Genomic DNA, 25,060 nt, shown 5'->3' on the forward strand with positions numbered 1-25,060 from the left:
CGGTGTCGCGGAGCCGTCAGAAGTGAATGATGGTCTGGAACAGCCCTCCCACGTTGGTGGGGTCGTCGTCGGACTGGCTGCGGACGTAGCGGCCCTCGAAGCGAAGGATCACGGTCTCGAAGGGGATGTAGGCGACGTTTCCGATGACCCGCTTCACGATTCCGTCCGGGGCGTTGCCCACGTCCTCGTTCTCGTAGCGCAGGGTCACGGAGTAGTTGGGAGCGAAGAAATAGTTCACCTCTCCCATCCACACCACCGAATCCACCTCCAGTCCGTTGCCGTCCACGTCGTCGTCGTGCCCGAACACCCCGCTGAACAGGACAGTCCAGGCGCGGTAGAGCACTTCGGCTTCCGCACCGATGCGATAAAAGTCGGTGTCGTAGGTGTTCTGTTCGATGCGTCCGCCGTAGCCATACGTGGACAGGGTGAGGGAGAGAAAGTCCCAGAGGCTGTCCACGTCGAAATCCACGTCCGGTTGGTTGCCGAGGAAGTCGGCGCCGCCGATCTTGCAGCTCAAGTGGCCGAAAAACTCCATGGTGTCCTGTCCCCTTCGGTCCCCGACGCCGGCGGCCAGGAACAGGCGCTTGGCGAGGACGGCATTGAGCTCCACGGCGTCCCGGGGGGCGGTGAGGGGGCCTCCTCCGCCGGCTACGGAAAACGCCAGGGGTGCCTGCAGCGACGCGGTGAAGCCCTGGTTCTCCCTCCACAGGGTGGTCTGGGGAATGAGGCGCCCGAAGCGCAGGTTGATCGGGGTGCCTTGCAGGTGCCGGTATACGGCGAAGGCCTCGGCGCTGCCGGTGAGGTCATGGGCGAAGAACCCGATCTTGTTGCGGATGCTGCCCCCGGCGTGGAGTTGAAGGTCGGTGGCCGAGGTCACCTTGTCGTCTTCCAGTTCCGGGTCGTAGTCGAAGCGGAAGCGGGCGGAGACGCTCAGGGGCAGGGTCGTGGGGATGCCGCTGAGCCAGTATCCCTCCGGCGCGTTGACCGGCTTGTCCGCCGGGGTCCTGCCCGGCCACACGTAACCGTTTCGGCGAAAGGCCTCCCCGAACTCGTTGCGGTGGGGAAACGGAGTGTGGCAGGTGGTGCACTCGGTGTTGTACTCCCGGGTCCAGGCGGCGATGGCGCCGGCCTCGGGAGGTACGGCCGCCGACCACAGCAGGGCCAGCGCCAGGCAGGCGGCGGCCAGGGGAACGTACCCGGCCGGGGCGGAGGATGAAATCGCGACGGGGGGTTCCTGCGTTATGCCGTTCATGGTCATCCTCATCCTAGGGACGCTCGGGGCCGAGGTATGCGCGCGCGCCGGCCTTATAGGCGGTGTCGTCGCCCAGGGCCGCCAGGGTCTGGTCCACGGAGCCGTTGAGGGCGTGATCGTCGAGCCAGTCGATGGAGTCGTAGATCAGACGCTTGGCGTAGATCCGGTTGTGGGCAAAAGCGCCGGGTTCTCCCTTGAGCAGACTCAGGTTGAAGCATGCCCCCAGATTGTGGATTCCGGTCCAGGCGTCGTCCGGGTCGGGAGCGTCGAGCTTGCCGTCGCCGTTCGCGTCGATGGCCGAGTAGCCGTTGCCGTTGGTATCGGTGTACCAGTTCCTGACGGGTGCGCCCTCAGCGTCGACCAGGTACGGGTAGCTGGCGATGAGATGGAAGCCTCGCTGGGCAGCCTGGCCCGCCAGGGCCGCGAGGGCGTCCCGGTAGTGTGCCTTCTCTTCTTTGGCGAGGGCCGCGGTCATGCCGCCGTGATTCGCGTGGCACGTGGCGCACACCGGCGGCTCCTCGTGCGCCCTCCCCGCCTCGGAGGAGTAGGCCAGAAGCAGGTGATTGGCGACCGGCTGCCCGGCCGGTTCCTCGCCGGCTCCGGCGTTCGCCGCTGCCTCCGCTTCGCCCTTCGGGGGCAGGGTCATGTGGCAGCCCACGCAAGGACCGGAGGTTCCGGTGCCGGGCCTGGCTTCCACGGTTGCCCCGGTCTCGGCGTCCAGAACTGTGGATCCCACCGCGGCGTGCGCAAAATAGGGGACGTCTGCGTAGGAGAGGGGGTTGCCCTCGTCGTCCGCGAACTGGTAGCCGGTGGTCCGGAACAGGATGCCGGTGGCGGCCATGTAGTGGGGGCTGATGAAACCCAGGTCGGCCAGGCCGCCGGGGTCGAGTTGGGCGATGCGCCGGCCGGTCTCCCTGCCGGCGTGGCAGGCGACGCACACGTTGGATGGACCCAGGTCCGGATAGCCGGTGGCGGCGGAGGTGCCGGGGTAGGCGATCGACAGGGCGCCGGGGTCGTGGACGCCGCCGGCGCTGTCCGGATGGCAGGCCCAGCAGTACAGCAGTTCCCGCTGGCTTCCGCTGGCCACGAAGTCGTTGTCTGCGGGATCGTAAGTCTCCGGAGCGGAGACGAAGTTCCGAAATCCTGTCGATGTGTGGCAGTACTGGCAGGAACGGCGGCTCGCGTCTTTGAAGTCGTAGTTGGCCCAGGCGGCGCCGTAGTCACCGGTCACCCCGGCGGTGAGGATGGCGGCGGTATCGGCTTGAGCCGGGTCCGCGGCCGCCGCTTCCTTCGCCTCCAGAATGCGGCCGCCGTGGCCGGAACGGGCCCATTGTTGGTTGATGGTGGTGTCGCAGGCGTGGACGTTGTGGCAGTCGCGGCAGACCCGCTCGCTGGCTGGGTCGAGGACGTAGCCTTCGATGGTGGTGGGGTCCCGGGCCCCCGCAGGTTGGCTGCCGTCGTCGAAGTGGGTGTCGTAGATAATGCTGGCTCCGGAGAACACGCCGGAGCCTACGGCGTACCCCGACCACGAGTACCGGCTGTTCTCCCCGTGGTAGCTGTCTGTCACCTGGTGGCAGTTGGTGCAGGTGCGGTACTCGGCCGACTCCACCACCCTGCCGTCGCCGTCTAGGAGGGCGGGTTCGAGCAGTTCGTCGGGCGCGTGGGGGTCGTGACAGGTGCGGCACTGGATGGGGGTGGCACCGGCCACCGGCTGGGCGACCGCGAAGGTGGGTGACCCGCTCAGGTCGTCGTACCCGCCGTCGATGGCCTGAAACGCCCGGGCGCCTTCGTCGGTGTGACACTTGGCGCACAGGGCGCGCACGGCGGTGGACCCCTCCTGCGCGTAGGTGTGATCGTTGATGGACCGCGCATGGGGCGAGGCCGCGTAGTCTTCGTAGATCTCGTCGCCCTCCGGGTAGTAGCGGTTGTGATCGAAGGAGGCGTTGTGACACGGTGCGCAGCGCGCCGCGCCGGGGCGGGCATAAGGGATGGGTCCGGAACCGAAGTGGTCGCCGCCCGGGCCGTGGCAGGCTTCGCAGCCCACCACCGGTCTGGGCACGTTGCCGGTGTAGTTCGGTGCCAGGTCGAAGCCGTCTCCCAACGGGTCGTGGCAGACCAGAGTGCAGTCGGGGTCGGTGCCCAGCCCATAGTAGCCGTAGGGCGGGTAACCGTGGGTGCTGAGCCCCAGATCCAGGGGCCGGTGGGAGTCGTCCCTGGCCTCGAGGTTGGCGTGGGCGCCCCCCAGCCAGATGGGAGTGATCCGGGTATGGCACACGGAGCAGGACCGGGCGCCGGCGTAGTCGGCGCCGCCTCCCCCGCCGAGGTCGTCGGCGGCTGCGTATTGGGGCGCTCCCATGCGAATCCACTGCGAGAGCACCTCGACCTGGGAGGCGGTGAAGTACTGGTTCCACTGGCCGATCGGCATCGAGGTCAGCAGCAGGCTGTCCTCCGGGCTACCCCGGGTCACCAGCCCCAGGCTGAAGAGGCTCAGGTAGGGGGTCTTGGCCACCGGGTAGCCCCCGACCGGGTTGTCGGGGGTGTGGCAGGAGCACGCCGCGTTGAGAATCGGCTGAACGGTCCGGGCGTAGACGTCCACTTCGCCGGCGCCTGGGCCGCTGCCTGTGCCTCCGCTGGTGCCCCCGCCGCAGGCTGCCACCAGGCCGAGGAAGACGATCGAGTTGCCCGCCATCCGTCTGTTCCACTGCTTCCGCATCATCCTCACTCCTCCTGATCCAAGTGCAAGAGAGTCGGGGCGCCCCCGGAGCGGGCGGTGCCCCGCAATCGCCCTGTTCTTGGTGCTTCCGGTGAATCTGCCTCCCTCTGGCTGGGGTTGCCGTGGAGATACGCCCCCGGCGGTGAGGTCTCACGTTGCTATCCCTTCGTCAAGTCGTGGAAGGGCCTTTAGAAAAAGCAAAAGAATTCGGGAATCTCGAATTGTTATTCGATATAAGTTTTTTGAGTTATGGTTTTGTAACCCGTGTAATGGCTATTTCTTCTAGAAAACTTCGATGTTGTTGTCGAATTTTCTTAAAGTCGGCGAATTCTAGTCCGAAGAGGGGGGTAGAGGTCGTGGACCTTGCGGTTTGGGACAGGGGAGGAGTTCGAGTTTCTTGACCAGATGCAGGAGGTGTAAGAGATGACACGATCGACCCGAATTGCTGCCGCCGTTTGTGCCGCTTGCCTGATCGCCCTTACGGCCCACGCGGGGCTGAAGGTGATCGGAGAGGGAGCCGACCGCCGGTTCGACCCGGCGCAGTTTCCCCCCGAATACCAGGCGAGCTACAAGTTAATGGAGGCCCGGTGCAACGTGGCCGACTGCCACGACTTCCAGCGCACGGTCGACGCCATCGCCACGGGGGTCGCCACCGTGACCAACACTCCCTTCGACAAGGCGGCCGCCAAAGCCTACGGCGTGAAGATGATGCGCATGCCCAACTCCGGCATCGACAAGGCGGAGGCAAAGCAACTCGTCGAACTCATGTACTACATGATCGACCAGAGGTGATTGCCATGCGCCGTGCGAAACGCACGCTGGGGATGCGAACCAAGCTGTTCGTCGCGGGGCTCGCGGCAGTGCTTCTGGCCTCCCTGTCTCTCGGGATTTACGCTCTGAGACGGGGGGAGGAAGCGATCCTGACCTCCGTGGAGGCCCAACTGGCGGAAGACGCTCGGCGCGCCTCCCAGCGCATCGTGGAGGTGATTGACGACAGCGCCGGCGACCTCTCCATCTGGGCGCGCCTCGACGTGGCACCACAGACGCTGGACAACGAGGCCCCGAAATTCTTCGTCGAGTTCGCCAGGCAGAGCGTCATGCAAAAGGGAATCTACGCGCACATGGTGCTGGCGCTTCCCGACGGCACTCTGTTCGCGATGAACGAGGTGGACCGGGACGGGGAGGCCATCGCAACCCACCCCCTGCCCCGGGCCTCCTTCGGTGATCAGGAGTGGTTCCGGACCGCCCTCGGGTCCGCCCAGGTGACCCTGGCCGGACCCCTGGTGCCCGAGGCCCTGGTGAAGGCGGTCAGGGATGGCGCCCCGGTGGGGCGTGAACTGCTCCTCAGCCACCCGGTGCTCGACATCATGGACGACACCGTGGGCCTGTGGATATCGGGCCTGGACTGGTCCTGGTTCGGGCAGTACCTGGACCACCTGGTGAGTCGAGAGGACGGACGGGTCAACCGATTTCCCCTGCTGCTGGACGGTGCCGGAGAGGTCATCGGTACCGGCCCCGCGGCTGCTCTGGGGCGGGAGGCGGCAGGCGCCTTCGCAGACAGGCTCGCAGGCAGCCCGGGGGGAGTTCGGGAATTCGAACTCGACGGCCGGCGGTATTTCGGGGTCGCCGCGGAGGTGAGGCCCGAGCGGATTGCCGATTTCCCCGGATGGCGCATCGCCGTGGTACAAGATCGCGCGGCGGCCCTGGCGCCGGTGGCGCGGTTCCGCAATCGGGTCATCGGGGTGGGGGTAGCGGTTTCCATCGCGATCTCGGCGATGTTGCTGCTTGCCTTGCAGCGGGCGGTGCAGCAGGTGACGCGGCCGCTGATGGACCTGGGGCACAGCATCCAGAGAATGGGAGAGGGTGACCTGTCGGTGCGGGTGGCGGCGGCCTCCGATCCCGAGATGGCACGTTTGGCGGAGGCCTTCAACGAAACCGTGGGGGTGCTGGACACGGCCATCGGGGAGGTGGAGACCACCTCGAAGGGGGTGCGCCGCTCGGTGCAGGCCGTAACCTCGGCCATCGAAAACTTCGGCTCCCAGGAGAAGGACCTCTCTGGAGCCACGGCTTCCGCGGCGGCGGCGAGCCAGCAGATGGCCGCGTCCGTGGAGCATGTGGCGGCCACCTGCAATGACCTGGAGCAGATGGCCTGCGAGTCGAAGGACCTGGCGGGGGACGGCGAGCACCGAATGGACGAGTCGCGCAACGCGGTCACCGAGATGGTCGAGGCCATCGACGGGGTGATTGGGGCCATGGAAAAACTCAACAGCCACATGGACGGCATCCGGGGGATCTCGGGGAGCATCGAGGACATCGCGGACCTCACCAACCTGCTGGCGCTGAATGCCGCCATCGAAGCGGCCAGGGCGGGGGAGCACGGCCGAGGGTTCGCCGTGGTGGCATCCGAGGTCAAGAAACTCGCCGAACAGAGTTCCCGGGCCACCCGGCAGATCCTCACCCTGGTCAAGGAGGTGCGGGAGGTCTCCAAGGAGGTCTCGGAGCGGGTCGACGCGGCACGGGAGCGGTCCCGAATGGGGCTCGACACCACGGGGCAGGCCACCGAAGCGCTGCGGCGCATCCGCGCCGCCACCGAGAACACCACCGCCCGCATCCTCGAGATCGCCACCTCCATGGAGGAGCAGAGCCGGGCCGCCCCCGAGGTGCCCCGCCTGATCGCCCGGGTGGAAGAGCTGCTGGTCAATACCAAGAACGACCTCGGACAGGCGTCGGAGGAGGTGCTCCACCTCTCCGAAGCCAGCGTGAGGCTCGACGCCCTGCTGGAGCGCTTCCACCGCTCGGGCTCTGCGCCCTCTTAGAACCCCAGGCTCCCTCCCCGGCGGCCGCTCGGGGCGGGCTCGGCCGAACTCTCTCTTGGCGCCCGCGCCCGCCTCCTTCTGCTCATAACCCCAGCACCCGCCCCGAAACGGGGCCGTCGACCGGGACGCTGGGACACGGCGCTGCCATCCGCTTCCAGCGGATGTCCTTCTCCACGTCCCGGCCCCGAAGGGACCCCAAGTAGCACCAAGCCGCGTAGGTCAACTGAAGGGTCTGCAAGACCCTGAAGCCCCCGGCGCAGCGCCTACGGTCTTTCCATCGCTTGGCGGCAGCGGGCCAGAATGCTCAACACCTCGAACGGCTCCTCGATCAGCGGGAACGTCGGTACCCCCTTCGGCTCGAGGAAGGCCTTGGCCGCGTCCATGTGCTTCTTCTGGGCGCTGAAGGTCACGTAGAAGGGCTTGTCGGGATATCGCCGCGCCACGTCGACGATGAAGTCCAGCGGCGGGACACCCGTTTCGTCCGTGAGCATCAGGATCATCACCAGGGCGTCGATGTTGGGGTCCTTGAGGACCGCCTCGGCTGCCTCCCGATACGCGAAGTCCACGCCGCTGGCGGCCGCCGCGGGCCAGATGTCCACCGGATTGCGCATGCGGATGTAGGGAGGGCTGATCTCCTGGAGCCTCCGGCGGGTCTCCTCTTCCACGGCCGGCACTTGCAGGCCCACGTGGCGGCGGCAGTAGTCCGTCATGCACACGAGCATGGCCCCGGAGGGCGCCATGAAGCTCACCCGGTCGCCGCGGGGGAGCGGCATCGCCGCCAGCGCCTTCGCCGCGAGGATGAGGTGCGAGTACTGGTGGACGCGCACGACGCCAGCCTGCCGCAGGGCGCCGTCGATCACCCGATCGTCGGAGGCGAGGGCGGCGGTGTGGGCCACGGCCGCCTTGGCCCCCTCCTGGGTGGCGCCGCCCTTGAGCAGGATCACCGGCTTGTGCCGGGTGACCCGCGCGGCCACCTCCAGGAACCGCCGGGGGTGCTTGAAGCTCTCCAGGTACACGAAGATGGCCCGGGTCTCCGGGTCGTTCCCGTAGTACTCCAGAACCTCGCTCTCCTCCACGTCGAGCTTGTTTCCCAGGCCGATCACCCGGGCGACGCCGAAATGCTCGCCCGTGAGGATGTAGCGCATGGTGTGGGTGGCAAAGTTGCCGGTCTGTGCCAGGTAGGAGATGTTCCCGCGCTCGATCTTCCCCAACGGGAAGAAGCTGGACGTGAAGTGGTGGGGGGTGCTGGTGTGGCCGGAGGTGTTGGGCCCCAGCACCCGGACGCCGGTTTCCCGGATCGCGCGCACCGTCTCCTCTTGCAGCGCGCTGCCCTCCTCGTCCACCTCGGCAAAGCCGCTGGCCGCCAGGACGACGGCCTTGATGCCCTTGGCGGCACAGTCGCGGATGGTCTGGGGGGTCGCGCCCGCCGGCAGGATGACGATGGCCAGATCCACGCCGTCGGGCACGTCGTGAATCGAGGGATGGACGGTGTGCCCCAGGATCTCGCCGCCCCTGGGGTTCACCAGGTAGAGGCGCCCGCGATAGCCGTTGGCCAGGATGTTCCGGATGACGTCGTTTCCGGCCTTGTGGGGGGTCTGGGATGCGCCGACCACCACCACGCTATCGGGCTCGAAGAAGGGCTTGAGCCCGGTGGCGGGGGCGGGCGGCTGCTCCTGGGTCGCCGACGAGGCTTCCAGCACCACCAGGGCGTCCACCGCCACCGGCCGGCCGCCGCGCACGATGAGGGGGTTGACGTCGATTTCCCGAATCTCGGGGTGGTCCACGCCGATCCGGCCCAGGGCGGTGAGGCAGCGGGCCAGCTCCTCCAGGTCGACGGGTGCCATGCCGCGAACGGCCTCCAGGATCTTGCGGCCTCGGATCTCCCGGCACATCTCGAGGGCGTCGTCGCGGGTCAGGGGCGCGGGGCGGAAGCACACGTCTTGGAGCACTTCGGTGAAGATGCCCCCCAGGCCGAACATCACGCACGGGCCCAGCTGGGGGTCCCGGATCAGCCCGGCCACCAGCTCCCGCGAACCGGCCACCATCTCCTGGACCAGGAGCCGGCCGCCCAGCTCCTTCGCGCGGGGTGCGAGGCGGTGGTGGGCACGCTGGAGGCCCGCCCGATCTGCGATGTTCAGCTCCATGAGCCCCCCCTCGGTCTTGTGGGACACCGCGGGGGAACACACCTTCAGGACCACCGGATAACCGAACCGCTCCGCTGCGGCTTCGACTTCCGCGAGCTCGTCCACGAGGGCCTCCCGAGCGGTCGGGATGTCGTAGGCCTCCAGGATGCGCTTGCTCTCGTACTCCGACAACGTCGCGTGGTTGGCCGCCAGGGCCGCGGCAATGGTCTCTACCGTCGCTTTCATGCGGAGCCTCCCGTCGAGGGTTCGAGGTCTGGATTTCTGAGGGGCCCGGGTGCCGTGTGCGTGCGGCTGCGCCGCGACGGCCCCCTTTCCCGCGCCTTGGTGCCCGAAGGTCCTTCCTGCGGCTCTCAAGCCTCCCTGCGGACCTCCACGAGACAGGTGCTTCCGGGGAAGGCCCCTCCCGGCGAGCGGCGGCCGCCGGTGAGCACGTTGACCGAGCCTCCGCGGTCGACTCCGGCTGCGTCGGGCCGGTACCAGGCGCCGGCGTCCAGGCTCACGACGCCGGGCATGATGCGGTCCGTGACCTTGGCGAGCGCCGAGAGCTCTCCCCGGTCGCTCACCACCCGGACCCGGTCGCCGTCGGCAATGTCGCGCGCCGCGGCGTCGTCGGGGTGGAGCCAGAGCGCGTCGTCGGCCAGGGCCTTCATGCGGGGGATGTTGTCGCCCTGGGAGTTGATCCGGCCCCGGGAGTGGGGGCTCACGAGTTGGAGGGGGTAGCGGGCCGCGAGTGCGTGACCCGGGCCCTCCCAACCCGTCAGATAGGTGGGGATGGGGGGGACCAGGGGGTCGTCGAGCTCGGCGAGCTTCTGGCTGTGGATCTCGATCTTCCCCGATGGAGTCCGAAACCGATGGCGGGTGGGGTCCTCGATCTGCTCGCGAAAGGCGACCCAGGGCCGGTCGGGATCCAGGCGGTGGACGCCCTGGCGCTTGAGGGTCTCGAAGTCGGGAAGGCCGGGGGTCGCGGCGACCATCTCCCGCAGCCACTCCTCATCCGCCTTGTCGTTGTATTCCGCGATGCCCATCCGCGCGGCGAGCTCGGTGAAGATCTCCAGGTCCGACCGGGTCTCGGGCAGCGGCTCCAGCGCCTTCTCCATGCCGATGACGTAGGGACCGCCGGCCCAGGGCTGCCCCACGTCGTCGCGCTCCAGGAAGTGGGTGACCGGCAGCACAAGGTCGGCGTGGCGGGCCGTTGGGGTCAGAAAGAGCTCGTGGACGACCACGAACTCCGGCGTCTGGAGCGCCTGTGCCCCCCGCCTCACGTCGAGGAGCTGGTTGAGAAAGTTGCACCCGACCACGTAGAGGAGCTTCGGGTCGACCGGGTACCCGCCCTCCTTGCCCCGAACCAGCGCGTCGTAGAGCTCGGTGCCGTGGAGCTGGGGGCCCGCGGCCTTGGGCACGGGCAGGGACTTGGCCAGGGAGCCCAGGGGCAGGATGCCCGTGCCGCCTGCGACCCACCCGCCCTCGACCCCGAGGTTGCCGGTCATGGCGCACAGCACCTGGGCGGCCCGGTGAAACTGCTCGCCGAAGGCGCTGCGCCCCGGTGCCCACCCGGTGCAGAGGGCGGCGGGGCGGACCGTGGCATAGAGCCGCGCGAGTCGCTCGATGGTCTCGGCCGGCACGCCCGTGACGACCTCGGCCCACTGGGGCGTCTTGGGCACCCCGTCCGGGCGGCCCAGGACGTACTCGGCAAAGCGCTCGAAGCCGGTGGTGTGCGCCTCTAGGAACGCCAGGTCGTGCAGGTCCTCGGCGATCGTCACGTGGGCCATGGCGATGAGCATCGCCGCGTCGGTGCCCGGCCGGATGGGAACCCACTCGTCGGCCAGGGCGGCGGCCGAGGGGCTTTGCCGGGGGTCCACGCAGACGATCTTCGCCCCCTGCTCCCGGGCCTTCTCCAGGTAGCCCACGGTGTCGGGCCCGAACCGCGTGACCACGGGGTTCCAGCCCCACAGGAAGACGAGCCGCGAGGAGAGGAGCGTGTCGCGGGTCGAACCGGTGAGGGCTGCGCCGAAGGTGGCCCGGGAGGCGAAGATGGCCCCCTCCAGCGAGGTGTTGCCCCACCGGGTGGTGGCGCCCCCGAACAGGGAGAAGAACCGGCGGGCCGTGTTGGAGGTGTTGTGGAGAGCTCCCAGGGAGCCGTAGGAGTCCAGCAGGACCACCGACGCGGGGCCGTAGCGGTCCCGCACCCGGGCGAGCTCTCCCGCCACCGTGGCCAGCGCCTCGTCCCAGGAGACGGGCGCGAAGTCTCCGCTCCCCCGCTCCCCCACCCGCCGCAGCGGAGCGGTGAGCCGATCGGGGGCGCGCACCACCTCCCCCTGGGCGAGCCCCCGCCCGCAGGCCCGGACGCGCGAGTCCGGGGCCGGATCGGTGCCGATGTGCCGGACACGGTCGCCCGACGCCTCCACCTCGAGCAGGCACCGCCCCCCGCAGTCGTAGGAGCACGCGGTGCGCACGCGCCGGACGTCGTCTAGGGCATCGGTCGAGGTCATGGGATTCCTCCTCCGGCAGGCCACGCGAAACGGCCTGCGGCGAGTCGGGCGGCGGGTGGGCAGCCGGGATCAGGTGCTGTAGAGCTCCTGGAAGACCGAGATCTCGGCCGGGCCGGCCAGGAGGCCCTGGATCTTTGGAAAGAGCGCCTGGAAGTGCGGCGACGAAGAGTGGGCGGCCAACGCCGCTTTGTCTTGGTACCGTTCGATCATCACGATCGTATTGGGATCCGCTTTGGCCCGGTTCATCGTGTACAGGAGGGTGCCCTCCTCGCGAGCCACGTGCGCCATCAATTCGCGGAGCACCGCGATGGCGTCGTCGACCTTCCCTTCCTGGACCGGCAGCTTGGCAATCACGGCGAGCATGGCGTGGACCTCCCGTCTCGACGGTGGATGGATCGGTGATCCCCTGCCGCCCCCGCAGGCTGCAGGAGAGGCAGCGGCGTCAGCAGACGACCACGAGCCCGGCAAGGGTCCCCTTGGGCACGTCTTCGGGCCGGGCATCGCTCCCGATGGGGTAGATGTCCCAGCCGGCCGCAGCGGCCATGCGAAACACGTCCACGCCCACCGCTTCCATGGACGGTCTGGACTTGAGCGAAAACCGGCAGCGCTCCCCTTGGAGGGCGGCGCAGTCCTTTGCCTGGGAGCAGTAGGAGTGGCGGCAGGAGCCGGCGGCGAGGCCGAAGGCCAGGTAGTGGCCGTCGTAGAAGGCCAGGGACTCGATCTGGTTCACGATCTCGTAGAGCTCGCGGTAGACGTCGATGCGCTCCTGGATGGTGGCCTTGTTGCGCACGATCACCTCGGACGGCACGTCCTTGACGAAGAACACCGCCCGGCGGTAGGCGCGAAGCTGGGAGGCGAGCTCCGAGGGCTTCAGGGTATTGGGCGGGCAGTGGGCGCACACCCCGTAGCCAAAGCACCGTGGAATCTGGCACTTCAGGGTCACCCGCTCGTCCACCGGAATCTCGCTGCACGACACCTGCTTCGCCCGGGAAGCCCCCAGCTCCAAAGCCTTCTCCACGTACCGCTCCAGATCCCGGTCCACCTCGTCCGCACTGCGGTCCAGCCGAATCTTCCCGATCCCCTTCATCGCGCCTCTCCCTTCCGCCCGGTCGCTGTTTCTCCGATGGCCTCGCCCAAACTTCCCCCTTTTTACAGCGAGGTCATGGAGGGGGCAAGGAGCGGCGGGTGCCGCCTCTCGGTGACGTGGGGGCTTTCCCGGCTGCGCGCAGGCAAGGCACTGCGTGTGCGGCCCCCCCCCGGGAGGCCCCAGCAGGACGCCGTCATGGGAACTGGGCCTAGACCCCCCCCTTGAAAATCCCGATCGCGAATCGCGGTCGGCGAGCGGCTTGTGCCCCATGGAGCCTGGGCCTATGCTGCCTTCGTCCCTTACGTACTCTCGAGGTGGTTGGGGGAGCGGCCGTGGGAACTCCTCTTCGCGTCCTGGTGGTAGACGACTCGGAAGACGACGCGCTGCTGGTGCTGCGCGAGCTCAAACGGGGCGGTTACGACTGTGCCTCTCGCCGCGTCGAGACGGCGCAGGACATGGAAGCGGCGCTCGATCGAGAACGCTGGGACGTCGTCATCTCCGACTACAGCATGCCCCGGTTCAGCGGGCCGGCGGCCCTTGCCTTGCTCCAGGGAAAGGGGCTGGACCTTCCCTTCCTGATGGTGTCTCGGGTGATCGGGGAAGAGACGGCGGTGCAGGCGTTGAGGGCCGGCGCCCACGACTTCGTGATGAAGCGCAACCTGGCCCGGCTCGCGCCGGCGGTGGGTCGGGAACTTCGGGAAGCCCAGATGCGCCGGGAGCGGCGACAAGCGGCCGAGGAGCTTCGGGCGAGCGAAGAGAGATTTCGGGAGCTGGCCGATTTGCTGCCGGAGACGGTGTTCGAAGCGGGAGAGGAAGGCGTCCTGACCTTCATCAACCGGACGGGCCTGGAACTTTTCGGGTTCAGCCTCCAGGAGATCCGCGACGGCCTCCCGGTCCTCCATCTCCTTTGCCCCGAGGACCGACCGAGGGCGCGGGCGAATATGGAGGCGATCCTGGCGGGGCGCAGGGTTGCTGCCAACGCCTACTCGGCTCTTCGCAAGGATGGCACGATCTTCCCGGTGCTCATCCATTCCAACGCGATCCTGAGGGGCGGCCGTGCCGTGGGGCTGCGGGGCGTGGCCGCCGACCTCACGCAGCTCCAGCAATCCGAGCGGGAGCGCAGCCGACTGGCCACCGCCGTGGAACAGGCGGCCGAGGCCATCGTCATCGCCGGGACGCGAGGCGAGATCGAGTACGCGAATCCAGCGTTCGAGGCGGTAACCGGATACGGCTTGCAGGAGGTGCAGGGGCGCAGTCTCGTGTTCCTGAACCAGGAAGCCACGGACGAGGCAGTACTGAGAGCCTTGGCGGCGTGCTTGGAGACCGGACGGGGGTGGACCGGCCACCTCGTCGGGAAGCGAAAGGACGGAAGTGTCTTCGAGGAGGATTGCACGCTGTCTCCGGTGCGGGACGGGGCGGCGCGGCTCGTAAACTTCGTCGCGGTGCGGCGCGACGTGACCGAACAGCTGCGCATGGAGCGGCAGTTTCGGCAGGCGCAGAAGCTCGACGCCCTGGGCACCCTGGCCGGAGGCATCGCCCACGACTTCAAGAACCTCCTCATGCCGATCATCGGATTCACACAGCTGACGTTCGACGACCTCCCGGAGGGGAGCGAAGGCAGGGAGAACCTGGCTCGGGTCTTGTCTGCCTCGGACCGGGCTCGGGACCTGATCGACAGGATCCTGGCCTTCAGCCGAGAGGCGGAGCAGCCCAGGCGCCCCCTTCGGCTGGGCCCGATGATCGCCGAGACCCTGGAACTCCTCCGAGGGTCCCTTCCCAAGACCATCGAGTTCCGGCACCACATCGCGACGCCCGAAGACTTCGTGCTTGGGGACCCCACCCGCATCCATCAGGTGCTCGTCAACCTGTGCACGAATGCAGCGCAGGCGATGGAGGGCAACCCCGGTGTGCTCGAGGTGACGCTCGCGCAGGTGAACCCGGACGCCGAATTTCTCGCCCACCACCCAGAGCTGCGGGAGGGCCCGTATCTGCGGCTTAGCGTGACCGACACGGGATGCGGCATGACCAAAGAGCTCATGGAGCGCATCTTCGAGCCCTTCTTCACGACCCGAGGTGGGCGCGGGGGTACGGGGTTGGGCCTGGCGGCCGTTCACGGCATCGTCACGAGCTTTGGGGGGGCGGTTCGGGTGTACAGCGAACCCGGACACGGTACCTCGTTTCACGTCTACCTGCCGAAGATCGCGCCTCGCGAGCCCGAGAAAGCGGAGACGGGAACGGCCGCGCCCACGGGAAACGAGCGCATCCTCTACGTCGACGACGAACCGGATATCGTCGAAATCGGCCGCAAGGCGCTCCAAGCGCTCGGGTACCGGGTGGCCACCGCGACCGGCAGCCTGGAGGCACTGGAACGGTTCCGCGCAGACCCTGACGCGTTCGACCTCGTCGTCACCGATGACATCATGCCGAAGATGACCGGGGTGGCGCTTGCCCGAGAGCTCCGAAACATTCGACCCGACCTTCCGGTTGTTCTGTCCAGCGGCCTCGTCCGAACTGCCCGTAATGAGCTGGAGGCACTGGCTCCGGTCGAGATCCTCCACAAGCCCGCGACCCTGCGACAAATCGGCGAGGCCGTCCGGCGCGCCCTGGATCGGGAGAGGGCCGCTGGGGAGATACAACGTCCGCGGCGGCCGTCTCCCGAGCCGCCGGGGGATGCGAGGTCTCATCCGACATGATCCCCACGACTGTGCGAAACCTGTATCTGACCCACGCCAAGGACCGGCGGCGGACGGAGAAACTCTGGGAGAGGTTCCATGTTCGCCGGTTGAGAGAGGAGGACCTTCGCGACCCCTATCATCAGATGCTGATCCAGGAGTGGGCGCGGGTCCAGAGTCTAGGGGTGGATCCTCTCCTGGCGAAGGCGCCGCTCCTGTCCGCCGAGGCCTTCGGCAGGCTCGCCGAGGAGAAGGAGTTCCTGATTGGGATCGCCCGGCGCTCGTTCGAGCGGGTTCGCAGGACCCTGTCCGGGATTTCCGGGATCCTGATCTTCGCCGACGCCGAGGGAACCATATTGTGCGTGACCGGTGATGCGTCGGTTCGACTCGAGGCGGCTGGCGAGAGCAATCTCGTCGAGGGCGGCCAGTGGGGTGAGGCTTTGGCCGGCACAAACGGGATCGGAACCGCGCTGGCCCGCCGGACGCCGGTGCACGTCTTTTCTTCGGAGCATTTCTCCGCGGGGTGGCACCGCTGGACCTGCGCCGGGGCTCCGGTGCTCGACCCCTTCACCCAGGAGGTTCTGGGTGTCGTGGACTTCACGACCACGCAGGCCCAGTTTCGGGACAAGGCGACCGATCTGGTGTACTCTCTCGCGTCGCATATCTCCGCGCAGATCCGGGCACAAGTGGAGCTCGAGCGGGTCCAGTTGCTCCAGCGGCGCTCTTCCCTCGCCCCCGACGTGCCGCCGGATCGCATCGTGCTGTTCGACCGACTGGGGCACCGCATCGCCACGGGCAGCCCAAGGAAGGCGGGTCCGGCCGCCGAGGAAGGCGAAGCCGGGCTGGCGCCGCTGGAGACGCGACCGATTTGCTTGCCCGGTGCGCCGGAACCGGCCGGCACCTTTGCGGTGATGGGCGGTACCCGTCTCCACAGGCGAGCAAAGTCCCCGCCGCCCGGTCCCGAGCCGCTTTCCCCAAGGGGGTGAGTCGTACCCTGGCGTCAGGGGAAGAGGGAAGAAGCAGAGGCCGTGGACGCGCTGACCATCGTGTTGGGGACTGTGTGGGGGTTGACGGCGGTTGCGCTCGGTGTTGCGCTCCGGCGAGCGATGGCGGCGCGCAGGCGGGCGGAGAAAGAGCTCCGCATGGGCTTGGAGGAGCGGGACCAGAGCGCCATGGAGGGGACCGCGGACCTCGTGGAATCCAGCACTCGGCAACTGGAAGCATACGCCCGGTCCGTGTCCGAACTGCAGCGGCAGGTGATCGAACGCACGCTCCAGGTCGAGGCGACCAATCGGGAACTCGAGGCGTTTGCCTACTCTGTCTCCCACGACCTGCGTGCCCCCCTGGAAAGGATCCATGATTTTGGTCGCGCTCTCGAGGAGGATTACGCCGAGCGGCTCGACGACCTTGGTCGGGACTATCTGCGCCGGATTCGAGGAGCCACCCTGCGCATGGGGCAGCTGATCGATGCCCTCTTGCGGCTCTCTCGTCTGACGCAGCAGGAAATGCACCGGGTTCCCGTGGACTTGAGCCGCATCGCGCAGGAGGTCGTCGAGGGGTTGCGCGCCGCGGAGCCTTCGCGGGTGGTGAGCGTTCGGATCGCTACTGGGCTCGTGGCCGAGGTCGACCCGGCCCTGCTGCGCATCGCTCTGGAGAACCTCCTGGGGAACGCTTGGAAATTTACCTCGAAGCGCTCCGGCGCGGCCATCGAGTTCGACAGCCTGGAGGGCTCGGAAGGGGAGGCGCCCTGGGCTGCGGACCGACCGGTCTACTTCGTGCGGGACAACGGGGTCGGATTCGACGCGGCTTACGCCGGCAAGCTCTTCGGGGCGTTCCAGCGGCTTCACGGGGAAGCTGAGTTTCCAGGCACCGGCATCGGCCTGGCCACGGTACAGCGCATCATCCACCGTCACGGAGGGCAGGTGTGGGCCGAGTCGGTGCCAGGCGAGGGGGCGACGTTCTTCTTTACCGTATAGCCAGGTTTCGCCGGCGGGGAGGCACCTTTGCCCGACACGCATCGCAAGTCCATCGGCTACATCGTGTGGCTCTTCGGGTTTACCGGGGCCCACCGCTTCTACTACGGGAAGCCCGTCTCGGGGGTGATCTGGTTCCTCACCCTGGGGCTCCTGGGGGTGGGGTGGCTGGTGGACCTCTTCCTCATCCCCTCCATGGACCGGGAGGCGGATCTGCGCTTTCGGCCGGGTCCCGTGGACTACAACGTCGCGTGGATCCTCCTGACGTTCCTGGGGCCCCTGGGCGTGCACCGGATGTACCTGGGCAAGTGGGGCACCGGGATCCTGTGGCTCCTCACGGGCGGCCTCCTGGGCCTGGGCTGGGTGTATGATTTCCTCACCCTGAACGACCAGATCACCGTGGTGAACGCCCGCAGCGGGCCAGCCGGGCCCCGCCCGGAGCCCGGCAGGTGAGGGAGCAGGAGCCGGGATCAGCAAGGGGCGCGACCGGGCCGGGCCCGGTGCGCCTGCCGGCGGCGACGGCCCTGCGGGTGGTGGCCCCGTTTGCCTTCGGGTATTTCCTGTCGTACCTCTTTCGGGTTGTCAACGCGGTCATCGGGCCGGAGCTCGCGGCGGAGCTGGGGCTCACCGCGGGGGATCTGGGGCTCCTGACCGCGGCCTACCTCCTGGCCTTCGCGGCCCTGCAACTGCCCCTTGGGGTGCTGCTGGACCGATTCGAGCCGCGCAAGGTGGAGGCGTGCCTGCTGCTGGTGGCTGCGGCCGGGGGCCTGGTCTTCTCGCTCGCCCGGACCCCGGCGGGGCTCGCCGCCGGCCGGGCCCTCATCGGCCTGGGGGTCTCGGCCTGCCTGATGGCGGCTTTCCGGGCCTTCGTGCAGTGGTTTCCCCGGGAGAAGCTCGCGCTGGTCAACGGCGTCCAGCTCGCCGCGGGGGGCCTGGGCGCCCTGGCGGCGACGGCCCCCGTGGAGGCGGCGCTGCGGTTCACGGACTGGCGGGGGGTGTTCCAGGCGGTGTCGGTGCTCACGGTGGCTGCGGCGGCCCTGCTCCTCCTGGTGCCCCGCCGGCCCGTGGCGGCGGCGGGGGTGGGGCTCAGAGCGCAGCTGCGGGGGCTGGTGGAGGTGTTCGGGAGCCCGCGCTTCTGGGGACTCGCGCCCCTGGCGGTGGCATCCCAGGCCACGTACCTGGCGGTGCAGGGGCTGTGGGCGGGCCCGTGGCTGCGGGACGTGGCGGGGCTGGAGCGGGGGCCGGCATCGGTGGTACTGCTCGGCACCGCGGCGGGGATGACGGCGGGTTATCTCGCGCTCGGGGCGGGGGCCGAGCGGGCCGGACGCCGGGGCATCCCCACGGGGACTTTTGCCGCCGGGGGCATGGCGGCGTTCATGGTCTTGCAGGCGTTCCTGCTGGGGGGGCTCGGGGGGGCGCCCGGATTCTTCTGGGCCGCGTACGGGTTCCTGGGCACGGCGGGGGTGGTGTCCTACGCCGCCCTCACCCAGGTCTTCCCCGCCCACCTGGCGGGCCGGGTGAATACGGCGCTCAATCTCCTGGTATTCGTGGCGGCGTTTGCCGCCCAGTGGGGCCTGGGAGCGGTGGTGGGTCTCTGGCCTGTGGGCCCCGGGGACGGGTACGCTCCGCAGGGGTACCGGGTCGGGTTCGGCGCGCTGCTGGCGTGCCAGGTCGCGGGGCTGGCGTGGTACGCCGTTGCCCGCCGGCGGGGGCCCCTTCACCCTTCACCCCACCTCCTGGGGGGCGCTGGCGGAGAGAAGGAGTGCGAAGTCCGGGCCCCGGTCCGGTTCGGTTCCCAGGTGCAGGGCGCCGCCCTGGCGCGCCAGGGCGGCGGCGGCCAGGGTGAGGCCCAGGTCGTCGGCCCAGGGGTGGGTGCGGAAGAAGGGGTCGAAGAAGTCCCGGCGCTCGCCCGCCTCGACGCCGGAGCCGGCGCTTCCCACCCGCACCGCCCAGCCCCCCGGCGCCTCCTCCAGCGCGACGCGCAGGGCGGCGCCGGGGGCCGAAGCGGCGGCAGCCTTCTCCAGGACCGCCCGTAGGGCGGCCCCGGTCAGGGCCGGGTCGTGGGGGACCGTCCGCTTCCCGAGGCGGGAGGAAACTGCCGACGCCACCCCTTGCGCGGCGAGAAGGGGGGCGAGCTCCCCCAGGGCCCCTGCGACGGTGTCCTCCAGGGGCGCCAGGCGAAACGCCGCCACGGGCAGGGCGATCACTTCCTCCACCTTGCGCACCGCGCACTCCAGGCGTTCGGCCTCCTGCACGATGGCGGACGCGTCGTGCTCCACGGCCGGGTCGCCGCAGGCCTTGAGGAGCCGGCGGCTCATGCCGCCGATGACCGCCACGGGGTTTCGCACCTCGTGGGCCAGGGCCTGGGTAAGCCTTCCCAGGGCTGCGACCCGCTCCGACTCGATGAGCCGACCCTGCACTTCGCGCAGGCGCTCGGTGCTGTGCTGGAACCGAACCTGCAGGTCCGCGTAGAGGCGGGCGTTCTCCAGGGCGATGGCCACCAGGTGGCTCACGGTATGGAGCAGCGCCAGGTCCTCCAGGGTGTAGGCGGCAGCCACGCTGCGGTCCAGGTAGATGACGCCGCGCACCTGACCCCGGGAGACCAGGGGTGCGCACAGCACCGAGCGGATGTTGAGCCCGATGATGCTCTCGCTGAGCGAGAAGGGGGTCTGCCCCTGTACGTCGTCGCAGAGCAGGGCCTCGGCGGTCTCCAACACCCGGTCGGCGACACTGCGGCTCAGCGGGGTCGCCCCCGGCGGGTGGCTCGCCCAGGTGACGAGCTTCCCGTAGGGGTCCCGCCCGGCCACGGCGCAGCGGTCGTAGGCGAAGAGGTCCCGGAGGGTGCCCAGGACCGAAGGGAGGATCTCTTCCAGGCGCAGGTTTCCCACCAGGGTCTCGATGACCGCGTAGAGCACCTGGAGGCGGCGGGTATCCGGGGGCGGGGCGGCGGCGAGGCGTCCCCGCTCCAGGATCTGGGAAGGGAGCTCCCCGGCCTGGGGGACGCCCACGGACGGACTCTCCCCTTCCCATTCCAGGGTGAGCTCCAGGGGGCCGAAGCCGAGCCGGTCGCCCGCCCGCGCGTCTGCTTCGGAGATCCGGTGCCCGTTGAGGAAGACCCCGTTTCGGCTCCCCAGGTCCCACACCCGAACTCCCTCCGCGCAGACCCGCAGGCGGGCGTGGCGCCGCGAGATGCGGGGGTTGTCCAGGTGGACGCCGCACTCCGGCGCACGACCCAAGAGGTGCTCCCCCTCGGGCAGGAGTTGGGGGTCTCGTTCGATCGCCCCGGCTGCGCGAAGCCGCCACACGGCGTGGGCTCCTCCCTCTCGGATGATCCCGCGATCCGGCGCCTCGCGGGTTGGCCCCCGGCGTTTCCCCGGCCGCGTTACGGCCCGAACTGGAATGCCGCCCAGAGGACCGCTCCCACGGCGCCGGCGAGCGCCGCGAGGCCCGCCAGCCACCACCAGGTGCCCCGTCGGGCAGGGGTCGCCGGGGGAATGATGGGCCCGCGCAGGATGCTCTCCAGGGAGGTCTCTCCTTCGGCCGGCTCGGTCCGGGCCGGAGAGTCCGCCGGTCTGCCCGACTCGGCGGCGAACGGGGCCGGGGCCGCGGGTTCCCCGGTCACCTGGAGGACTGCGGCGGTGGCGTTGTCCCTGGTGCCGGCGGCCAGCGCTGCCTCCACCAACCCCACGGCGGCGGCCTCGGGGTCGGGCCCTGCCGCGGCCTTCAGGATCTGGCCGGGGGAGAGCACCCCGTGCACGCCGTCGGAGGTGAGGACGAAGACGTCGCCCGGGCGCGCTTGTCCCCGCACCACCTCGGGCTCCACCTCCGGCATCGTGCCCACCGCCTGGGTCAGCACGTTGCGGTCCGGTTGCAGGGGGGCTTCCTCGGGGGTGATGAGCCCCGCCTCGACCCGAGCCTGGACGAGGGAGTGGTCCCGGCTCAGTTGGGCCAGGGTCCGGCCGCGCAGCAGGTAGGCCCGGGAATCGCCCACGTTGACCGACCAGAAACGGCCGCCGCGGACCAGCACCAGGACCATCGTGGTGCCCATCCCCAGCAGGTCCGAGGTGGTCTGGGCCCGGGCGTAGATGCGGCGGTTGGCCTCCTCGAAGAGCCGAACCAGGAGGGCCTCCTCGGCTTCGGGGGAGCCGGCTTCTCCGAGGCCGCGGGCCAGGAGCTCACCGGCCGTCTCCACGGCTTCCCGGCTCGCCACTTCGCCCCCCGCCGCGCCCCCCATCCCGTCGGCCACCAGGGCGTACCCCAGCCGGGCGTCGACACGGGCCGCGTCCTGGTTGTTCCGGCGCGGACCGGTCGCGGTATGGAACGCGGCGTCGCAGGGCTGGGGCATCGCGTGCGCCTATAGAGAAGACCCCTCTCCTTGACTCCCCTATCCCTCGATGGGAGAGGGGCCTGGAATGAGGGTGAACGGGCCGTCTTTCATCCCCCGGGGTGACCGAAGGTCATGGGCAAACTCACAGCGAACACGGGGGTCTCGAAGCGGTGCCCCCAGGAAGTCGGGGTTCTTGACAGGCGGCTTCCGGCGTATATTGTCCCCGTCCTGGGATCACCGCCGCCCCGAAATGTTGGCGGAGCCTACCCCCCGGGGCCGGGGCCGTCAAAGGACCGGACCCCCTGGGGGGACCGGATGCCACCAAACGCGCCTTCCACCAAGGAGAGGGGTCCACAGCATGGAGCGAAAGGGTGCGGCGTTCGCCCCCGAGGAGTTCGGGGCGGCCGTCTTCGGGCTTCCCCCGCCGGTGCGACTGTCCGTGGGCCTGCGGGAGTCCCCCCAGGGTGCGGCGTTCGAGGCGCTGCCGGACCCCTTTGCCCGGATCGGCGGCCGGGAGGGACTCGGGACGATCGTGCTCGGGCGGGTGACGGTGGAGGGCCTGGGGAACGCCGGCAACCGCCCCGTCGCCCTCTTTCTGGAGCGGGACGCCTGCGCCGCCGCCGAACCCTTGCCAAACCCCGCCCGCGACCAGGCCTTCGAGCGCCACTACCGGGAGCTCCTGCGCCTGGGCCAGGAGGCCGGCGCCCCGGTGCTGCGCCCGCTTGCCTTGGGAGCGTCCACGGGGGAGCCGCCCGCGTTGCCGTCCTCGCCTCCCCTGACCTTCTGCAAGCGCCGCCGCCTCTTCTTCACACCCCCCTGCCCCCGGTGCGGGCGGCCCCTGGCAGACTGCCGGGACGACGCCCTCCTGGCGGAGACGGGGCTCGCCACCTACTCCGGCTCGGCGCGGCGTTATGTGTACTGTCCGACGTGCGCGGCGGGGGCGGCGGCAGGGCCGGCGCTTTTCGGGTGCGGTGAGGGGACCAACGGGGGACCGGCCGGGAACCGCTGGGATCTGGTGGGCGCCTGGGGGCGCCTCGTGGGCGAGGCAGCCGGCTCCGACCCCTCCTTCCCGTGCCCCGGGTGTGCCCACGCGGGCGGCTGTTACCCGGCCGGATCCGGCGAAGGGGAGGCGTTTCGCCTGCTCGTGCCCTTCTCCTTCCACGGGTTCCGGGTCTTTGCCCTGGAGTACCTTCCCCTCACCTACGGGGAGTTCTGCGACCTCCTCGGGGGCCAGTCGTGGGAGGCACTGCGCTCCGGGCTCGCCGAGCGGCGGGCGTTCGACCGGCTGGCGGCCCTGCCCGAAGCTCCCGTCGGGGACGCCGGAAACGGTACCGCCGGCCGGCGCCTGTTCCTTTCGGGCGAGGCGACCGGGCGGCGGGCACTGGAGGCGCTGGCGCTGAAGCTCTCCGCGTTTCGAGAGCTGTGCCGGGGCGTCCACGCGGTTCACCGGGTCCTCGGCCGCCCCCACCTGGACCTGGGGCCCGACGGCGCTTGGGTGGGCCTGGGGGCCTGCGGCCCGTACGCGCCGGCCTACTGGAGCTTCGAGCTGCGCCTGGGGGGGGTGGACGCGGCGCGGTGCGCGGGCGGCGCCGATGGGGAGGACGCTCCCGCCGGGGCCGAGCCCGACCGATTTTCCTGCCGCCCGCCCCCCGACCCGGATCCGGAGTACGCCCACCCCGGCATCGCCCGCCGGGGGCCCGGGGGGCCCTTTCCCGGCAGGCTGACCGTGCTCTCGGTGGAGCCGTCGGGGGGCTCCGACGCGCGGGTGGTCCGGGCGCTCCTGGCCGGGGCAACCCGGGGGCTGGAGGATTGGGGACCGGGGGACCGTCTTCGGGTGGGCTTCGGGCGGGCCCAGGGCTTCGGGGGCGACTTCTCCCTTTCGTTCTTCCAGGAGGCTCGGGTGCGCGACGGGGTGCGGCTCGCTTGCGAGCCTTTCGCCCCCTCCACGGAAGACCTGGCCCAGTGGGAGCTGCTCCGGTCGGTTCCCCAGGTGGAAGCAGCCTGCTCGGTGGAGCGCGGCTTCGGCCCCGAGTGCGACCTCTACAGCCTCGGGATGCTCCTGTTGCGGGGGCTCTCGGCGACCCCGGCCGCGGGCCCTGGCGGCGAGGGGGTGTTGGAGCGGTGCCGCGAGGCGGCGGCGCGGTTTGCCCAGGCTGTGGGCGGCCCCTCCAGCCCCGGGGGCGAGGCGGCGGATACCAGGGCCGAGGTGTTTCGCGAAGTGCTCGAGGATCTACGGTTCGACCCGGAGGACGGCGTGCCCCGGGAGCTGTGGGAGGACGTCCTGTCCCTGGGCTCTCGTTTGGTCGCGCCGCCTCGCGGTGCGTCGCTGGCCTCGCTCCTGGAGGAGCTCGAGGGCCTGCGAGCCAGGGTGGAAGAGGCCCTCTTCCAGGGGCCCGCCCCGGGAGAAGGGGAGCTTCGGGAAATCCTGGGCGAGCTCATTGCCGACCCTTCGTGGCTCGACGCCGCGCTGGGCGGCGGGGGACCTCCACCACCGCCGCTGCCCGAACCGGCTGCGGCACCCGAGGTTGCGTCCGCGCCCGTGCCGGAGGTCCCGCCCGCGGCCCCCGAGCCCCCGGCGGCGGAGCCGCCGGACCTGGATGCCACGGTGATCCTGCGCAAACCGGGCGCTCCGGCCCAGGCGCCCCCTGCGCCCCGAGCGGCCGCCGCACCCCGGAAACCAGAGATCCCGGGTGCTGGAGCAGGGGAGGACCTGGAGTCGACGGTGATCCTGGGGGGGAGGGGCGTGCGGCCGCCCCAGGAGGCCCCGGACGAAGAGGCGCCGGGCGAGGAAGCCGGCGAAGACCTGGAGAAGACGATCATCCTGCGGCCCGCGGCGCGGCCGAAGGAGAAGTAGGGCCCCATGGACGCCCCGGCGCAGGCCCCTTTCGTCCAACCCGATTCCGCCCGGGACCTGGCCGGCTTTTTGCGCGCGGCGCACCGGCGCAGTGCCGGCCTGCCTGCGGGGGAGCGGCGCCGGGCGGTGGAGCTCTGCCTCGCGTACCGCTTGCGGGGACTCGGTCGGGACGGCGCCAGGGCGCTCCTGGAAGGGGCCGCCCAGGTCCTCGGAGCCGGGGAACGGCCCCGGGCCCCGCGCCCCGGGCACCGGGGGGCCGGCGGGCCTCCCCTCGCACCCCCGGGCGTGCTGCGGGAGCTCCTGGGGCGGGTGCTGGGGGAGGCCGGGTCTCCGGACCGGGAGGGCCCCGAAGCCTTCGCCCGGGTCGCCGAGGAGCTGGCGCGGGTGGAGGAGCAACTTGCCCGGGCCAAGCCCCGGGCTCCGGCCGGGGCCCCGCTGGGTGAGCGGGTGGGGGAGCTCCAGGACCGCCTGGCGGGGGTCGATCGGGCGCTGGAACAGACCGCCCAGGAGTTCCTGGACCGCCTCCTGGACGCCTTCGACCCCGACGCGGCCAAGGCCTACGTGGGCCAAAAGGGCCTCAAGCCCTCGGCGTTCTACAAGGCCTCGGTGTACGATGCCCTGTGCGAGAAGTTCGCCCAGCTCCGGGAGTACCACCGCCGGGGCCGGCTGGTGCGGGATTTTCGCGCTACCTTCAAGAACCACTTGAAACGACACGATCCCACGCCGTGAGGTG

General features: G+C 70.0%; 16 protein-coding genes and 1 pseudogene. 9 read left to right on the forward strand and 8 right to left on the reverse strand.

The genetic code is table 11. The annotated features are described in order from the left end of the window. Positions 1-16 precede the first annotated feature (16 nt). Both AB1578_00280 and AB1578_00285 read right to left on the reverse strand, forming a co-directional pair. Positions 17-1,252: a hypothetical protein gene (locus AB1578_00280; protein MEW6486337.1), complete on the reverse strand. Its 1,236-nt coding sequence runs from the start codon at positions 1,250-1,252 to the stop codon at positions 17-19. 13 nt (positions 1,253-1,265) lie between these two features. Then, positions 1,266-3,968, reverse strand: coding sequence for a cytochrome c3 family protein (locus tag AB1578_00285; protein MEW6486338.1), 2,703 nt, complete (start codon positions 3,966-3,968; stop codon positions 1,266-1,268). A 420-nt stretch (positions 3,969-4,388) separates the two neighbouring features. Here AB1578_00285 and AB1578_00290 point away from each other — a divergent pair, with 420 nt between their 5' ends. Together AB1578_00290 and AB1578_00295 are read left to right on the forward strand one after the other, a co-directional pair. After that, complete coding sequence (locus AB1578_00290) at positions 4,389-4,757, forward strand: cytochrome C (protein MEW6486339.1); 369 nt, start codon at positions 4,389-4,391, stop codon at positions 4,755-4,757. Between the two features lie 5 nt (positions 4,758-4,762). Next, positions 4,763-6,781 carry a methyl-accepting chemotaxis protein gene (locus tag AB1578_00295; protein ID MEW6486340.1) on the forward strand — a complete coding sequence of 673 codons (2,019 nt, stop codon included), beginning with the start codon at positions 4,763-4,765 and terminating at the stop codon, positions 6,779-6,781. A gap of 263 nt (positions 6,782-7,044) precedes the next feature. Here AB1578_00295 and AB1578_00300 read toward each other — a convergent pair whose 3' ends face one another. The 4 genes from AB1578_00300 to AB1578_00315 all read right to left on the reverse strand — a co-directional run bounded on the left by AB1578_00300 (position 7,045) and on the right by AB1578_00315 (position 12,501). Next, the gene (locus AB1578_00300; GenBank protein ID MEW6486341.1) at positions 7,045-9,150 is read right to left on the reverse strand and encodes an acetate--CoA ligase family protein; all 2,106 of its coding nucleotides are present in this window, start codon (positions 9,148-9,150) and stop codon (positions 7,045-7,047) included. A 125-nt stretch (positions 9,151-9,275) separates the two neighbouring features. Then, positions 9,276-11,414, reverse strand: coding sequence for a molybdopterin-dependent oxidoreductase (locus AB1578_00305; protein MEW6486342.1), 2,139 nt, complete (start codon positions 11,412-11,414; stop codon positions 9,276-9,278). A gap of 69 nt (positions 11,415-11,483) precedes the next feature. Continuing rightward, on the reverse strand, positions 11,484-11,777 hold the full coding sequence (locus tag AB1578_00310; GenBank protein ID MEW6486343.1) for a putative quinol monooxygenase: 294 nt from the start codon (positions 11,775-11,777) through the stop codon (positions 11,484-11,486). 79 nt (positions 11,778-11,856) lie between these two features. After that, on the reverse strand, positions 11,857-12,501 hold the full coding sequence (locus AB1578_00315; GenBank protein ID MEW6486344.1) for a DUF2284 domain-containing protein: 645 nt from the start codon (positions 12,499-12,501) through the stop codon (positions 11,857-11,859). A gap of 332 nt (positions 12,502-12,833) precedes the next feature. On the opposite strand from AB1578_00315, the gene AB1578_00320 reads away from it, so the two are divergent. The 5 genes from AB1578_00320 to AB1578_00340 all read left to right on the forward strand — a co-directional run bounded on the left by AB1578_00320 (position 12,834) and on the right by AB1578_00340 (position 19,182). After that, positions 12,834-15,194: a PAS domain S-box protein gene (locus AB1578_00320; GenBank protein MEW6486345.1), complete on the forward strand. Its 2,361-nt coding sequence runs from the start codon at positions 12,834-12,836 to the stop codon at positions 15,192-15,194. 164 nt (positions 15,195-15,358) lie between these two features. Beyond that, positions 15,359-16,159, forward strand: a complete 801-nt coding sequence (locus AB1578_00325) for a GAF domain-containing protein (GenBank protein ID MEW6486346.1) — start codon at positions 15,359-15,361, stop codon at positions 16,157-16,159. A 156-nt stretch (positions 16,160-16,315) separates the two neighbouring features. Beyond that, positions 16,316-17,149, forward strand: coding sequence for an ATP-binding protein (locus tag AB1578_00330; protein MEW6486347.1), 834 nt, complete (start codon positions 16,316-16,318; stop codon positions 17,147-17,149). A gap of 27 nt (positions 17,150-17,176) precedes the next feature. Continuing rightward, positions 17,177-17,599 (forward strand): TM2 domain-containing protein, encoded by a 423-nt coding sequence (locus AB1578_00335; GenBank protein ID MEW6486348.1) that lies wholly within the window; start codon positions 17,177-17,179, stop codon positions 17,597-17,599. Next, entirely contained in the window at positions 17,596-19,182 is a 1,587-nt protein-coding gene (locus AB1578_00340) for an MFS transporter (GenBank protein MEW6486349.1), read from the forward strand. Before AB1578_00335 ends, AB1578_00340 begins: the two co-directional genes overlap by 4 nt. Before the next feature lie 456 nt (positions 19,183-19,638). Here AB1578_00340 and AB1578_00345 read toward each other — a convergent pair. Together AB1578_00345 and AB1578_00350 are read right to left on the reverse strand one after the other, a co-directional pair. Next, positions 19,639-20,607 (reverse strand): annotated as a pseudogene (locus AB1578_00345) (FHA domain-containing protein). Next, a complete protein-coding gene (locus tag AB1578_00350; GenBank protein MEW6486350.1) occupies positions 20,529-21,491 on the reverse strand; it encodes a protein phosphatase 2C domain-containing protein in 963 nt (320 codons plus the stop codon). The pseudogene AB1578_00345 and the gene AB1578_00350 overlap by 79 nt, the downstream one beginning before the upstream one ends. A gap of 340 nt (positions 21,492-21,831) precedes the next feature. Here AB1578_00350 and AB1578_00355 point away from each other — a divergent pair, with 340 nt between their 5' ends. After that, on the forward strand, positions 21,832-24,327 hold the full coding sequence (locus tag AB1578_00355) for a hypothetical protein (protein MEW6486351.1): 2,496 nt from the start codon (positions 21,832-21,834) through the stop codon (positions 24,325-24,327). 6 nt (positions 24,328-24,333) lie between these two features. After that, complete coding sequence (locus tag AB1578_00360) at positions 24,334-25,056, forward strand: hypothetical protein (GenBank protein ID MEW6486352.1); 723 nt, start codon at positions 24,334-24,336, stop codon at positions 25,054-25,056. The last annotated feature ends 4 nt before the right edge of the window (positions 25,057-25,060 follow it).

Source organism: Thermodesulfobacteriota bacterium (genome assembly GCA_040756475.1).
GTDB lineage: Bacteria > Desulfobacterota > Deferrisomatia > Deferrisomatales > JACRMM01 > JBFLZB01.